13 protein-coding genes are annotated in these 13,367 nt (G+C 73.8%); 5 read left to right on the top strand and 8 right to left on the bottom strand.

Going from position 1 to position 13,367, the window contains the following annotated elements; translation table 11 throughout:
- Window positions 1-564 (top strand): class F sortase, encoded by a 564-nt coding sequence (locus AB0M80_RS20055; protein ID WP_364566699.1) that lies wholly within the window; start codon window positions 1-3, stop codon window positions 562-564.
- Here AB0M80_RS20055 and AB0M80_RS20050 read toward each other — a convergent pair.
- From AB0M80_RS20050 to AB0M80_RS20025, 6 genes are all read right to left on the bottom strand, one after another.
- A complete protein-coding gene (locus AB0M80_RS20050) occupies window positions 561-1,670 on the bottom strand; it encodes an LLM class flavin-dependent oxidoreductase (RefSeq protein ID WP_364566696.1) in 1,110 nt (369 codons plus the stop codon). The two genes, AB0M80_RS20055 and AB0M80_RS20050, sit on opposite strands and share 4 nt — an antisense overlap.
- Window positions 1,667-2,677 carry an ABC transporter substrate-binding protein gene (locus tag AB0M80_RS20045; RefSeq protein WP_364566693.1) on the bottom strand — a complete coding sequence of 337 codons (1,011 nt, stop codon included), beginning with the start codon at window positions 2,675-2,677 and terminating at the stop codon, window positions 1,667-1,669. Before AB0M80_RS20045 ends, AB0M80_RS20050 begins: the two co-directional genes overlap by 4 nt.
- Window positions 2,664-3,368: an ABC transporter ATP-binding protein gene (locus AB0M80_RS20040; protein WP_364566690.1), complete on the bottom strand. Its 705-nt coding sequence runs from the start codon at window positions 3,366-3,368 to the stop codon at window positions 2,664-2,666. The genes AB0M80_RS20045 and AB0M80_RS20040 overlap by 14 nt, the downstream gene beginning before the upstream one ends.
- On the bottom strand, window positions 3,353-4,171 hold the full coding sequence (locus AB0M80_RS20035; RefSeq protein WP_364566687.1) for an ABC transporter permease subunit: 819 nt from the start codon (window positions 4,169-4,171) through the stop codon (window positions 3,353-3,355). The genes AB0M80_RS20040 and AB0M80_RS20035 overlap by 16 nt, the downstream gene beginning before the upstream one ends.
- 125 nt (window positions 4,172-4,296) lie before the next feature.
- Entirely contained in the window at window positions 4,297-5,007 is a 711-nt protein-coding gene (locus AB0M80_RS20030; RefSeq protein ID WP_364566685.1) for an MBL fold metallo-hydrolase, read from the bottom strand.
- A gap of 63 nt (window positions 5,008-5,070) precedes the next feature.
- Window positions 5,071-6,051 (bottom strand): zinc-binding dehydrogenase, encoded by a 981-nt coding sequence (locus AB0M80_RS20025; protein ID WP_364566682.1) that lies wholly within the window; start codon window positions 6,049-6,051, stop codon window positions 5,071-5,073.
- A gap of 80 nt (window positions 6,052-6,131) precedes the next feature.
- Here AB0M80_RS20025 and AB0M80_RS20020 point away from each other — a divergent pair, with 80 nt between their 5' ends.
- Window positions 6,132-6,701, top strand: a complete 570-nt coding sequence (locus AB0M80_RS20020) for a helix-turn-helix domain-containing protein (protein WP_364566679.1) — start codon at window positions 6,132-6,134, stop codon at window positions 6,699-6,701.
- On the opposite strand, the gene AB0M80_RS20015 is transcribed toward AB0M80_RS20020, so the two are convergent.
- Together AB0M80_RS20015 and AB0M80_RS20010 are read right to left on the bottom strand one after the other, a co-directional pair.
- Window positions 6,633-7,796, bottom strand: a complete 1,164-nt coding sequence (locus tag AB0M80_RS20015) for a hypothetical protein (RefSeq protein WP_364566676.1) — start codon at window positions 7,794-7,796, stop codon at window positions 6,633-6,635. The genes AB0M80_RS20020 and AB0M80_RS20015 overlap by 69 nt on opposite strands.
- Before the next feature lie 319 nt (window positions 7,797-8,115).
- Window positions 8,116-8,628: a DinB family protein gene (locus tag AB0M80_RS20010; RefSeq protein WP_364566673.1), complete on the bottom strand. Its 513-nt coding sequence runs from the start codon at window positions 8,626-8,628 to the stop codon at window positions 8,116-8,118.
- Window positions 8,629-8,679: 51 nt separating this feature from the next.
- Here AB0M80_RS20010 and AB0M80_RS20005 point away from each other — a divergent pair, with 51 nt between their 5' ends.
- From AB0M80_RS20005 to AB0M80_RS19995, 3 genes are read left to right on the top strand one after another with little or no spacing between them, the layout of a single operon-like run.
- Window positions 8,680-9,540, top strand: a complete 861-nt coding sequence (locus tag AB0M80_RS20005; protein WP_364566670.1) for a hypothetical protein — start codon at window positions 8,680-8,682, stop codon at window positions 9,538-9,540.
- Window positions 9,541-9,593: 53 nt separating this feature from the next.
- A complete protein-coding gene (locus AB0M80_RS20000) occupies window positions 9,594-11,264 on the top strand; it encodes an ABC transporter ATP-binding protein (RefSeq protein ID WP_364566668.1) in 1,671 nt (556 codons plus the stop codon).
- Window positions 11,261-13,012, top strand: coding sequence for an ABC transporter ATP-binding protein (locus tag AB0M80_RS19995; protein ID WP_364566665.1), 1,752 nt, complete (start codon window positions 11,261-11,263; stop codon window positions 13,010-13,012). Before AB0M80_RS20000 ends, AB0M80_RS19995 begins: the two co-directional genes overlap by 4 nt.
- Window positions 13,013-13,367 lie beyond the last annotated feature (355 nt).

Genomic DNA, 13,367 nt, shown 5'->3' with positions numbered 1-13,367 from the left:
GTGGCCGTGTTGGCCGCGGGCTGCTCGGCGGCCCCGGCCGCACCGCCGTCCGTCGTCCCGTCCTCGTCCGCACCCGAACCGGCGACCGGGCCCCAGCCGCTGCCCGCCGCCGCGGACGTCCGCCCGGTCCGGCTGCGGATCCCCGCCATCGGCGTCGACGCGGCCGCGCTCGTCCCGCTCGGGCTGGGCGCCGATCACCGGCTGGAAGCACCCGCGCGGTTCGCGGACGTCGGCTGGTACGCCGCCGGCCCGGTCCCGGGCGACCCGGGCCCCTCGGTGATCGCTGCGCACGTCGACTCCCGGTCCGGGCCGGCGCCGTTCTTCCGGCTGCGCGACCTGCGTGACGGCGACGAGGTGTTCGTCGCCCGCTCGGACGGCCGGGAGACCCGGTTCGTCGTCGACGGTGTCCAGCGCTACCCGAAGGACGCGTTCCCGACCGACGCGGTGTACGGACCCGCGCCGGGCAGCGCGCTGCGGCTCATCACCTGCGGCGGGAGCTTCGACGCGGCGAAGCGGTCCTACCGGGACAACATCGTCGCCTACGCCTCGACCCGCTGGAGCTAGGCGACGAACTCCTTCAGCAGCCCGCGCCGCGCCAGCACGGGCCGGACGCCGTCGCCGAACCAGTACGCCTCTTCCAGGTGCGGGTAGCCCGACAGCACGAACTCCGTGACGCCGGCCGCGTGGTACTCCTCGATCAGGTCGGCGACCTCTTCGTGGCTGCCGACCAGCGCGGTGCCGGCGCCGCCGCGCACCAGGCCGATGCCGGCCCACAGGTGCGGGTGGATCTCCAGGGCGCGGACGCCGCCGCCGGACCGGCCGCCGTGCAAGGCGACCATCCGCTGCTGCCCCACCGACTCGCTCGCGGCCAGTTGCGCCTGCGCCTTCGCGACCTGTTCCGGGCTCAGCGCGTCGAGCAGCTTCTGCGCCTCCGCCCAGGCTTCGGCCGAGGTGTCCCGGGAAATCGTGTGCAGCCGGACGCCGAACCGGATGTCCCGCCCGGCGGCCAGTTCGCGGACCTTGCCGATCTTCTCGGCGACCTGCGCGGGCGGCTCGCCCCAGGTCAGGTAGACGTCGGCGTGCCGCGCCGCGACCGGCAGCGCGGCCGGCGACGAGCCGCCGAAGTAGATCGGCGGCACGGGATCCGGCGCGGCCAGCGTCGTCGCGCCCGCCACGCTCAGGTGCTCGCCCGCGAAGGTGAACGGCTCACCCGACCAGACGCCGCGGACGATGGTGAGGAACTCGTCGGTGCGCGCGTACCGGGCGTCGTGGTCGTGCCAGTCGCCGAAGCGGCGCTGCTCCACCGCGTCGCCGCCGGTGACGACGTTGAGCAGCACCCGGCCGCCCGACAGTCGTTGGAACGTGCCCGCCATCTGCGCGGCGAGCGTCGGGGAGAGGACGCCGGGGCGGAAGGCGACCAGGAACTTCAGCCGGGTCGTCTCCCGGATCAGCGCGGCCGTGGTGAGCCACGCGTCCTCGCACCACGTGCCCGTCGGCGTCAGGACGCCTTCGAAGCCCTGCCGCTCGGCGGCGCGGGCGACCTGGGCCAGGTAGTCCAGGTCCGGGTCGCGCTGGGCGGCCGGGCCCGCGGACCGGTTGGCGTGGAAGCGTTCCACGATCGTGCGGCCGTCACCGCTGGTGGGCAGGAACCAGTGCAGCCTGATGCTCATCCGTTGCTCCTCGCCTGGTCCAGGTCGGGACCGAACCGCCGGTCGACGAAGGCGGCGAAGTCCACCTTGCCCGGCAAAGTCTTCTCGTCGGTGAAGGCGTCCGCGAGCTGCTGTTCGGACGCCACGACGGAGTCGTCCAGCACGATCGGCAGGTCGCGGCCCGCCTCGACGGCCTTCTGCGCGACTTCCGGCTTCAAGCCGGTTTCCTTGGCCCACGCCTGCGCCCACGCGTCGCGGTGCGTGTCGGCCCACTTCTGCGCCTTGACCACGCGCACCGCGAAGTCGCGCAGGGCGGAGTTCTTGCCCGGATCGCCGAGCGCGGCCGTGCTCGCCGTCAGGAAGCCCAGGCCGTTCGACGCGCCCCGGCCGTCGGCGAGCACCCGCGCGTGGGCCTCGAGCTGGGCCTGCGCGGTGTAGGGGTCCCAGATCGCCCACGCATCGATGGTGTGCTGGGTGAACGCGGCGTACGCCTCGGACGGCTGCAGGAAGCTCAGCTTGACGTCCTTTGTGGACAAGCCGTTCTTGTGCAGGGTGTTCAGCAGCTGCCCGTGCGCCGAGGTGCCTTTCGCGACCCCGATCGTCTTGCCCTTCAACGAGGCGACGTCCCGCAGCGGCGAGTCCGGCGGCACCAGGACGGCTTCGCGCTCGACGTTGCTGCGCGACACGCTGATCACCTTGATCTTCGCCTTCGCGGCGGCCGCGAAGATCGGCGGCGTGTTGCCGACGCGCCCGGCGTCGATCGCGCCGGCCGAGGCGGCCTCCAGCAGCGGCGGGCCGGAGGTGAACGTCGCCCATTCCACCTGATACGGCGTCCCCTGCAGCAGGTTCGCCGCGGTGAGCAAGGACTTCACCCCGCCCTTCTGGTCGCCCACCTTGAGCGTCACCTTCGCCAGGTCCGCCGCGCTCACCGGCGCCGGCACGGCGGTGGGGCCTTCGCCGATCGCGGTTCCGCACGCGCTCACCGCGAGCGCCGCCGCGACGACGGCCACTCCGTTACGCCACTGCATCTTCGGTCACTCCCAGGTCGGCCAGCACACGGCGGCGGAGGTCGTCGTGGCCGGCGGCTTCGTGCGGCCGGTGCCCGGCGACGATCCGGCCGCCGTCGAGCACCAGCACCCGGTCGGCGAGGCGCAGGGCCTCGTCGACGTCGTGGGTCACGAGCAGCACGCCCGGCCGGTGCCGCCGCCAGAGGTCCTGGACCAGGCCGTGCATCGAAATCCGGGTGAGCGCGTCGAGCGCGCCGAACGGCTCGTCGAGCAGCAGCAGGTCGGGTTCGCGCACCAGCGCGCGGGCGAGCGATACGCGCTGGGCTTCGCCGCCGGACAGCGTGAGCGGCCAGTCGTCGGCGTGCGCGGCCAGCTGGACCTCGGCCAGTGCCCGGTCCGCCAGTGCCCGGTTGCGGGACTTCCCGACGCCGTCCTGACGCACGCCGAGGACGACGTTGCGCCAGACCTTCCGCCACGGCAGCAGCCGGGGTTGCTGGAAGGCGACCGAGACGGTCCCGGACACGTCCACGTGGCCCTCGACGTCGCCGTCGAGACCGGCCAGCACCCGCAGGAGCGTCGACTTGCCGGAGCCGCTGCGGCCCAGCAGGGCGACGAACTCGCCGCGTTCGACGGTCAGGTCGAGACCGGCGAGGACGGTCCGGGCACCGAAGCGTTTCGTGAGGCCGCGGACCTCGGCTACCGGGCTCGCCATCGCAGCACCTTCCGTTCCAGCAGCCGGACGAGCGCGTCCGTGACCAGGCCCAGCAGGGCGTACAGGACGAGCCCGACGACCACGACGTCGGTCCGCAGGAACTCCCGCGCATTGTTGATGAGGTAGCCGACGCCGGCGTCGGCGTTGACCGTCTCGCCGACGATCAGCGCGAGCCAGGCGAGGCCGAGCGACTGCCGCAGCCCGACGATCGCCTGCGGCAGCGCGCCGGGCAGGACGACGTGCCAGAGCCGTTCCGCGCGGCTGAACCCGAGCGCGCGCGAAGCTTCGACGAGGGCCGGGTCGGCGCCGCGGATTCCCGAATGGACGTTGAGGTAGAGCGGGAAGGCCACGCCGAGCGCGACCAGCACGATCTTCGTCTCCTCGCCGATGCCGAACCACAGGATGAACAGCGGGATCAGGCCGAGGAACGGCAGCGTGCGCAGCATCTGCACCGGCGGGTCGACCAGCGCCTCGCCCCAGCGGGACAGCCCGGAGACGATGCCGAGCAGGACCCCGGCGACCGCGCCGAGCGCGAAGCCGGCGCCGACCCGGCCGAGCGACACCGCGAAGGCCTCGCCGAGTTCGCCGCTGCGCGCGGCTTCGATGCCGGCCTGCACGACCGTCCACGGTGAACTGAGCTTGTCGGGCGGCAGGACACCGGTGGCGCTGGCGATCTGCCAGGCGGCGACGAGCACCACCGGGCTGATCCAGCGCCGCAGATCGGGACGCCGGACCGGCCGGGGCGGCGGCCCGTCGGCGGCTTTTCGGACGTGCGCAAGCACGCCCGTGGTGGAAATCGACACGGATTTCTCCCGGGGACGGGGACGATCGGGGTTGCGTGGTCCCGACCTTCCGGTCCCCGGGAAGCGAAGTCAATGCGCGCCCACTCCGTGAACGCGCCGCGTTTCACCCCGTGGAACGGCTTGGCTCAGCCGCCGAACATGACCTTCCATTCGTCGAGCGAGCGCGGCCGGTAGACGAAGTTGGTGCGCTTCACCTCCGACAACGCGGCCGACGGCTCGGCCGAGTACTGGTGCCCCGGGTAGACGACGGGATCGCCGGGCAGGCCGGCGAGCGCCTGCAGGCTGCGGTAGATCTCGTCGGCGTCGCCGCCCGGGAAATCGGTGCGGCCACAGCCTTCCAGGAACAGCGTGTCGCCCGAGACGAGCTTGTCCTCGACCAGGAAGCACTGGCTGCCCGGGGTGTGTCCGGGCGTGTGCAGCAGCCGGATGGGGATGGCCCCGACGTCGAGGACGTCGTCGTGGTCGTGCGCGCGCAGGTCGGTGCCGGACACGCCGGTGACCCGCCGGACCCACTCGGTTTCGGCGCCGTTGACGTGGATCGGCACCTGCTCGATCGCGAGGAGCTCGGCGATGCCCGGCAGCGAGAAGCCGAGCATCTCGCCGCCGACGTGGTCGGGGTGGTGGTGGGTCGCCAGCACCCCGGTGAGCCGCATCCCGTCCTGCGCCAGGACGTCCAGCAGGTCCTGCACCGCGTAGGCCGGGTCGACGAGCACGGCGTCCCCGGTTTCGCGGTCGCCGATCAGGTAGGCGAAGTTCACCATCTGCGTCGCGACGGGATCGCCGACGGCGAAGTCGCGCCCGGCCAGCAGCTGCCGGAAGTAGAGCCGATCAGTCATGCCGGACACCCTACGGTCCGTTCCCCGCCGTCGCGGCGGCGTGGGTGACCGCGGCGGCCTCGGTCACGCCCCTGCGTTGTCGCGTGCCCCGCCGAAGCTCCCGGTGGTCAGCACGATCCGGCCGAACACCTCGCCCGCGTCCAGCTTCCGGTGCGCCAGCGCGGCCTGGTCCAGGGGCAGCACCTCGTGCACGACCGCACGCAGGCCGCCGGTGAAGAGCTCGGCGGTCGCGGCGGTCCGGTCGGCCACCGGCACGGTGTCGGCGCTGAAGGTCGCGAACGACAGCGACTTCCGGAACGCCGCGAACAGCGCCTTGCCGAAGTCGGCGGGCGGGTCGCCGGCGACCGCGCCGACGGCCACCAGGCGGCCGTTCGGGTTGAGCCGGGCGAAGAACGACGGGAGATCCGGACCGGCCACGACGTCGATGACCACGTCGTAGCCCGTGCCGTCGGCTCCTCCGCCGTCGCGGCCGAGGACGTGGGTCGCCCCCAGCTCCCGCAGGCGCTCGCCGCGTTCGGCCGACGACGTCGTCACCGCGATCGCCCCCGCGCCGCCGCGGGCGGCGAGCTGGACCGCCATGATCCCGATGCCCCCGGCCGCGCCGCGCACCAGCACCGACTCGCCGGGGGCGAACCGGGCGTGGCGCAGGCCGAAGTGGGCGACCACCCCGGAGCTGCCGAGGGTCACCGCGTCGACGGGCGACAGGGTCTCCGGCAGCGGGACGAGCGTCGAGGCCGGGACGACCGCCTGCTCGGCGTAGCCGCCGCCCACGCCGGCGAACGCCCAGACGCGGCGGCCGATCCAGGACGGGTCGACGCCGTCGCCGACCGCGGCCACCGTGCCGGCGATCTCGCCGCCCAGGACGTGACCGTCCTGGAAGCCGTAGGCGGCGAGGGCGCCGCTGCGGATCAGGACGTCGACGCCGCCGACGCCGATCGCCTCGGTCGTGATCAGCACCTGCCCGCCGGCCGGGTCCGGGACCGGGAGGTCGACGACCGCCAGCCCGCCGGGACCGCCGAACGCCTGCACCGCGACTGCTTTCACCGTCTGCTCCGTCCTTCCGGGATCGATGATCGACAGCGGACGGTAACGGACGCCGGCGTCCGGTTGGCTAAAGTGAGGAAGTGACCGAGGGTTTGTCTCAGCTCCTGCGCTCGGACGCGCGGGACAACCGCGAACGCATCCTCGAGGCGGCCCGCGCGGTGTTCGCCGCCGACGGCCTGGCCGTCCCGATGCGGGAGATCGCCCGCCGCGCCGACGTCGGCCCGGCGACCCTGTACCGCCACTTCCCGACCAAGGAGGCGCTGGCCACCGAGGCGTTCGCGGACCGGATGCACGCGTGCTACGCGATCGTCGACGAAGGACTCGCCGACCGCGATCCGTGGCGCGGCTTCACCTCGATGGTCGAGGGGCTGTTCGAGCTGCACGCCCGCGACCGGGGGTTCACCGCGGCGTTCACGGCGGAGTTCCCGCACGCGCTGGATTTCGCCGCGGACCGCGAACGCGCGGTGCAGTCGATCGCGGAGCTGACCCGCCGCGCCAAGGAAGCCGGTTGCCTGCGCCCCGACGTCGAGCTGGACGACGTGATCCTCGTCCTGATGGCCAACAGCGGCATCCAGGGCGCCTCACCGGCGGCCCGCGTCGCGGCTTCCCGGCGTTTCGCCGCGCTCGTGATCCGGGGACTGCAGGCCTGAGCCGGCCCACTGGTGCACGCTCCCCTGGTGCAACGCCGCGTACGCGCGGTCTCTCAGGACGTTCGCCTCGTGGTCGGACAGCGTCCGGTCCAGGGGGCGGAGCACCAGGCGGACCAGGAGGTTCTTCTGGCCGGGCCGGGCACCCAGCCGCGCCCGCGCCTGTGGTGGCAACCCGGCACAGGGCGTCTCCTGCCGGATCTCGACCGACTCCACGACGTCGGCGTCTTCGCCGAGGGCGTCGCGGACGCGGTCGCCGAGGTCCTCGGCCCGGTCGCCGGCGGCGACGGCGATCGAGAGGTCGCGGCGCACCGGCGGCAGCGCCGAGACCGGCCGGTACGGCGCGAGGTCCGTCATCTGGGCGGCGACCGCCGGCTCGGCCGAGCGGAGCAGGCGGATGTCCGGGACACCCTTGAGGAGCATCACCATCCGGTCGAGGCCCAGGCCGAGCGCGAGCCCGGACCAGCCGTCCCCGAGTCCGGCGCGCGCGAGGACGGCGGGGTGGGCGAGCCCGCACTCGCCGATCTCGAGCCGGCCGCCGGCGTGCTCGACGTCCAGCTGGGCACCGTCCACTGTGTACGGATGGCGCCGCGGTTCCAGCCGCCACCGGCCGTGGGGGACGAGGGCGGCGACCATCTCCTCGAGGTCGGCGCGGGTGGTGGGGCCACGGGTGATCCGCCAGAGGTCGAGCTGGTGGGGTGTGCCGCTGTGCAGCCGGTCGATGCTGTCGCGGCGGTAGACGACGCCGGGGCAGGCGAGCAGGACGTCATCGGCCGGGTTCGCCGCCAGGGCCCGCAGCGCCGCCGGGATCATCGCGCTGGAGTGGCTTCGCAGCACGTGGCGGGCATCGACGTACCGGGTGTAGCGGGCATCGCGCGTGACGTCGGCCGGGTCGTAGCCGAGGTTGTCGTAGTTGTCGGCGATGGTGACGACGCGGTCGCCCGGCCACCGCCGCACGGCACCGGGCCACCGGGCGGCCACCGCCGCGACGGCCCGGTCGACGACGAGCTGGACGGCATGCGGCCCGGCGGCCGGATCGGTGAGATCACGGACGGCGAGATCGCGGGCGAGCTGGGCGGGGGTGAGTGCTTCGGGCATGACAGAACCTCCGAGGTGAGCGGGACGGCAGTGGGGACGGCTCCCCCTGGCCCGGACACCCGGCGAGGTCAGTGCGGACGGACGGTCACGGCTCGGCGAAGGCTGCACCCGGTGCCCGCCCAGCCGGGGCGGACTTCGGGAATCAGAGGTGGATCGAATCGAGCCGCTGGGGCGCAGCCTGTTCAGGCAGCGCCGGCCGCGGACGTGGCACCGGAACCCCGCCGGCACCCGGAAAGGGCCAGGGGGCCGGTAAATCGGCGGTACTCCGCGACGACGGCCACGAATCCAGGGTAGCGACCCGGTCACCCGGTTTGCTCCGTCACTCGCCCACCTCCCCGTCCGCCAGCTCGCGCAGCACGTCCAGGTGCCCCACGTGCCGCGCGGTCTCCTGGACCACGTGCGCCACCACCCACCGCACGGTGAACTCCGACCGCCGCCGGGTGCGGTCGTCCGGGCCCAGCCCGCGCAGGGCCTTCTCCGCCCTCGCCCACTCCGCCTTGTACGCCGCCACCACCGTGGCCGGCGTGTCGTCCGGCGCGAGGTCCCAGCTCGGATCCGGGCTGCCCACCCACAGTGATGGCAGGTCCGCTCCGCCCGCCTCGATCGCCAGCCACCAGCGCTCGACCGCGGTGAGGTGCTTCACCACGCCCAGCGCGCTCATCCGCGGCGAGGCCGGGAACGGCGTCGCCGCCGCCTGCTCGCGGGGCAGCCCGGCCAGCTTGTTCACCGCTGTAGCCCGCAGGAACTGCAGGAAATCCAGCAGCAGGCGCAGCTCGTCGCCGGCCACGGGCGCCGGCCACCGCCGGTGCGTTTTCGAACTCGTGTTCGACATGACCGCAACCTACCTCGCGGGTCCGACAAAACCCGCCATAGAGTGATCGGCATGTGGTGGGGACTGCTCTGCGCCTTGGGCGCGGCATGCGCGTACGGCGTGGCTTCGGTGATGCAGTCGGTCGCCGCACGGGCCACCGACACCGGCGCCGACGGCGTCGACCCGAAACTGCTGGTCCGCGTGCTCGGCCAGGGGAAGTTCGTGCTGGGACTGTTCCTCGACGTCCTCGGGTTCGTCGCGCAGATCGCCGCCCTGCACGTCCTGCCCCTGTTCGTCGTCCAGGCCGCGCTCGCCGCGAGCCTCGCCGTGACCGCCGTCGCCGCGCGGTTCCTCGGCGTGCGGCTCGGCCGTCGCGAGTGGGCGGCCATCGCCGTCGTGTGCGCCGGGCTCGCCCTGCTCGGCGCCGCCGCCGAGAGCGAGGGCTCCGACCCGGTCGGGCTCGGCTTCCGGCTCACCCTCGTCGGCGCCGTCGCCGTCCTCGCCGCGGCCGGGATCGCCGCGGGCAAGGCGAACCGCCGCATCAGGACGCCGGCGCTCGGGCTCGTCGCCGGGCTGTGCTTCGGCGTCGTCGCGATCGCCGGCCGGATCATCCCCAGCCTCGCGCCGCTGGACCTGCTCACCGACCCCGCGACCTACACCGTCGCGGTCGCGGGCGGGATGGCGATGCTGTTCTACGCGACGGCGTTGCAGCGCGGCAGCGTCACCACCTCGACGGCGATGATGGTGCTCGGCGAAACGGTGTTCCCGTCGCTGGTCGGCGTGCTGGCGCTCGGCGACCGCACCCGGCCCGGGTTCGCGGCCGTCGCCGTCGCCGGGTTCGCCCTCGCCGTGCTGGCCGCGCTCGCCCTGGCGCGGTTCGGCGAGCCGGCGACCGAACCGCGGACCGAGACGAAGCCCACCGTGTTCCCGTAACTTCTTTACTTAGACTAGCCTTACCTATCCCAGCTCTGGACAGGGAGGCGCGGGTGAGCACGACGGGACGGGAAGTCCTCCGCCGGTCGATCGCCGGGCAACGACGATCGGTGGTGCTCGCGGCGCTGCTGACCGCGGGCCACCAAGGCGGCGAAGCACTGGTTCCGGTGGTGATCGGCGTGGTGATCGACCAAGCCGTCGCGGGCCGCTCGGTGGGCACGCTGCTGGTCTGGCTGGTGGTGCTGGGCGTGCTGTTCGCCGCGCTGTCGACCAGCTACCGCCTCGGTGCCCGCTTCGGCGAGCGCGCCGCCGAACGCGCGGCCCACGACCTGCGCCTCGACGTCGGACGCCGGGTGCTGCACCCCGGCGGCGTGGCCGACTCCGGCACCCTCGCCGGCGAACTGGTGAGCATCGGCACGTCGGACGCCAAGCGCGTCGGCACGGTCAACGGCGTCCTGCCCTTCGGCGTCGCCGGCCTGGCCGGGCTGCTGGTCAGCGCCGTCGTGCTGCTCACCATGTCGCTGCCGCTCGGCCTGCTCGTGCTGCTCGGCACGCCGCCGATGCTGTACCTGGCGCACCTGATCGGCAAGCCGCTGGAGCGCCGCAGCGAGGCCGAACAGGAGCGCTCCGCGTTCGCCTCCGGTGTCGCCACCGACCTCGTCGCCGGGCTGCGCGTGCTGAAGGGCGTCGGCGCCGAGCGCGCCGCCGTCGACCGCTACCGGCGGACCAGCCAGGACTCACTGCGGGCGACGCTGCGTGCGGCCCGCGCCCAGGCGTGGCACAACGGCGCGCTGCTGGCGCTCACCGGGATCTTCATCGCGGTCGTCGCCCTGGTCGGCGGCCACCTCGCCGCGGCGGGCGACATCAGCGTCGGTGACCTGGTCGCCGCGGTCGGGCTCGCGCAGTACCTGATCACGCCGTTCACGATCTTCTCGTGGGTCAACGGCGAACTCGCGCAGGGCCGGGCGTCGGCCGCGCGGATCGCCGACGTGCTGAACGCGCCGCCGGCCGTCGGCGCCGGGGACGCGACGCTGCCGGTTCCGGCGGCCGGGCACGTCAAGCTGTCGGCGCTGAACCGCGGCGCCCTGCTCGACGTCGGCTTCGAAGCCCGGCCGGGCGAGCTGCTGGGCGTGGTCGCCACCGACCCGGCCGCCGCGACGGATCTGCTCGATTGCCTCGGCCGCGCCGCCGATCCCGCGGGCGGCTCGGTGTCGGTCGACGCGGTCGATCTGTCCACTGTGGACCCGGGCCGGGTCCGCGAGGTGGTGCTGGTCGCCGCGCACGACGCGGACCTGTTCGCCGGAACGGTCGCCGAGAACATCGCGACCGGACCGCTGGCCGCCGAGGCGATGACCGCGGCCGCCGTCGACGAGGTGGCGAGCGCGCTGCCCGACGGCGCCGAGACCGCCGTCACCGAACGCGGGCGGTCGCTGTCGGGCGGGCAACGCCAGCGGGTCGCGCTCGCGCGGGCGCTCGCCGCCGACGCGCCGGTGCTGGTCCTGCACGACCCGACGACCGCCGTCGACACGGTCACCGAGGCCCGGATCGCCGCGGGGCTGGCCGAACTGCGGCGCGGCCGCACCACGATCCTCGTGACCACCAGCCCGGCGCTGCTGGCCGCCACCGACCGCGTCGTCCTGCTCGACGACGGGCGGATCGCGGGCGAAGGCAGTCACGCCGAGCTGACCGGCCGTCCCGACTACCGAGCGGCGGTGCTCTCGTGACCCGCGAACTCCTCCCCGTGGCCGACGGCCGCCGGATCCGCGCCGTCGTCGGCGAACTGGCCGGCCGGGCGAAGGGCCGGACGGCCGCCGCGTTCACGACGCTCGTCGCGGCCACCGCGATCGGCCTGCTCACCGCGCCCCTGCTCGGCCGGATCGTCGACCTGGTCGCCACGCGCCGGCCGGCGGCCGAACTGGTCACGCCGGTCGTGGGGCTGGTGCTCGTCGCGGTGACGCAGGCGGTCGCGACCGCGATCGGGGTGTCGCTGGTGGCGCGGCTGGGCGAGACGATCCTGGCCGAGCTGCGCGAACGCTTCGTCGAACGCGCCCTCGGCCTGCCGCTCGAACAGCTCGAGCGCGCCGGGTCCGGCGACCTCACCGCCCGCGTGACGAACGACGTCTCGGTGGTCGCCGAGGGCGTCCGGCAGGCGCTGCCCGAACTGGGCCGCTCGGTGCTGACGGTCGTCTTGACGCTCGGCGCGCTGGCCGTGCTGGACTGGCGGTTCCTGCTGGCCGCGCTGCTGGCCGTGCCGATCCAGCTGTGGACCGTGCGCTGGTACGTGCCGCGCGCGAAGCCGTTGTACGCCGCCCAGCGCGAGGCGGTCGGGGCGCAACAGCAGCAGCTGCTGGACACCATCGGCGGGGCGAAGACGGTCCGCGCGTTCCGCCTGGCGGACACGCACCTGGAGCGGGTGCGGGAGCGGTCCGACGCGGCCGTCTCGCTCGCGTTGCGCGGAATCCGCCTGGTGACGCGGTTCTACGCGCGGCTCAACCTGGCGGAGTTCGTCGGGTTGTCGGCGGTGCTGGCGCTGGGGTTCCTGCTGGTCGGCGCGGACGCGGTGACGGTCGGCGTCGCGACGGCGGCGGCGCTGTACTTCCACAGCCTGTTCGGCCCGATCACGACCGCGCTGGCGCTGGTCGACGACGCGCAGGCGGCCGCGGCGAGCCTCGCGCGGCTGATCGGCGTCGCCGACCTGCCCGCCGAGGCGTCGCCCACGCAGCCGTCACGGCCGGTCGACGCGTCGGTGAAGACCGCGGGAATCGGCTACTCCTATGTGGACGGTCACCCGGTGCTGCGGGACGTCGACCTCGGTGTCGCGCCCGGCGAACGGGTGGCGCTGGTCGGCGCCAGCGGGGCCGGGAAGACCACGCTGGCCAAGCTGATCGCCGGGATCCACCGCCCGGACGCGGGCTCGGTCACGCTCGGCGGCGTGTCCTTGGACGAGCTGGGGCCGGAAGCCACGCGGCGGACGGTGGGGCTGATCAGCCAGGAGGTCCACGTCTTCGCGGGCTCGCTGGCCGACGACCTGCGGCTGGCCCGCCCGTCGGCGACCGACGCCGAACTGCGGGCCGCGCTGGCGAAGGTGGGGGCGCTGACCTGGGTTTCGTCCCTTCCGGGCGGCCTCGCGACGGTCGTCGGCGAAGGCGGTCACCAGCTGACGGTGACGCAGGCGCAGCAGCTGGCCCTGGCCCGGCTGGTGCTGGCCGACCCGCCGATCGCGATCCTCGACGAAGCCACGGCCGAAGCGGGCAGCGCGGGTTCGAAGGTGCTGGAGTCGGCGGCCGCGGCAGCGCTGGCGGGACGCACGGCCCTGGTGGTGGCCCACCGCCTGACGCAGGCGGCGGCGTCCGACCGGATCGTGGTCCTCGACGCGGGCGCGGTCGTGGAGTCCGGAACCCACGACGACCTGGTCGCCGCGGGCGGTCAGTACGCAAAGCTCTGGGCAGCCTGGTCCGGCCAGCGCGCCTGACCCGCCCGCCGCCCGTGTCGTCCATCCCGGCACGCGTGTCGTCCGTCCAGGTACGCAAGTCGTCCATCCACGTACGCAAGTCGTCCGCTCCGGTACACGGAACTCGCGCGCTTGAGGGGCTCTCACGCGTACCCGGGCGGACGACACGCGCACTCAGATGGACGACTCGCGTACCTGGATGGACGACACGCCGGGAGCCGTGTGGCTCCCGGCGTGTCGTCGGAGGAAGGATGCTCCTATGGAGGTCAAGAGCTCCGTTTAAGATCATTTGTGGTGATCAGCTGGTAGAGCTCTCGGGCGATGTAGCGTTTGAGGCAGCGGATGATCTCTTTCTTCGACAAGCCTTCACGGGTGC

The sequence above is a fragment of the Amycolatopsis sp. NPDC051045 genome (assembly GCF_040682955.1).
Classification (GTDB): Bacteria; Actinomycetota; Actinomycetes; order Mycobacteriales; family Pseudonocardiaceae; genus Amycolatopsis.
This window is presented reverse-complemented; position numbering and strand designations above follow the sequence as displayed.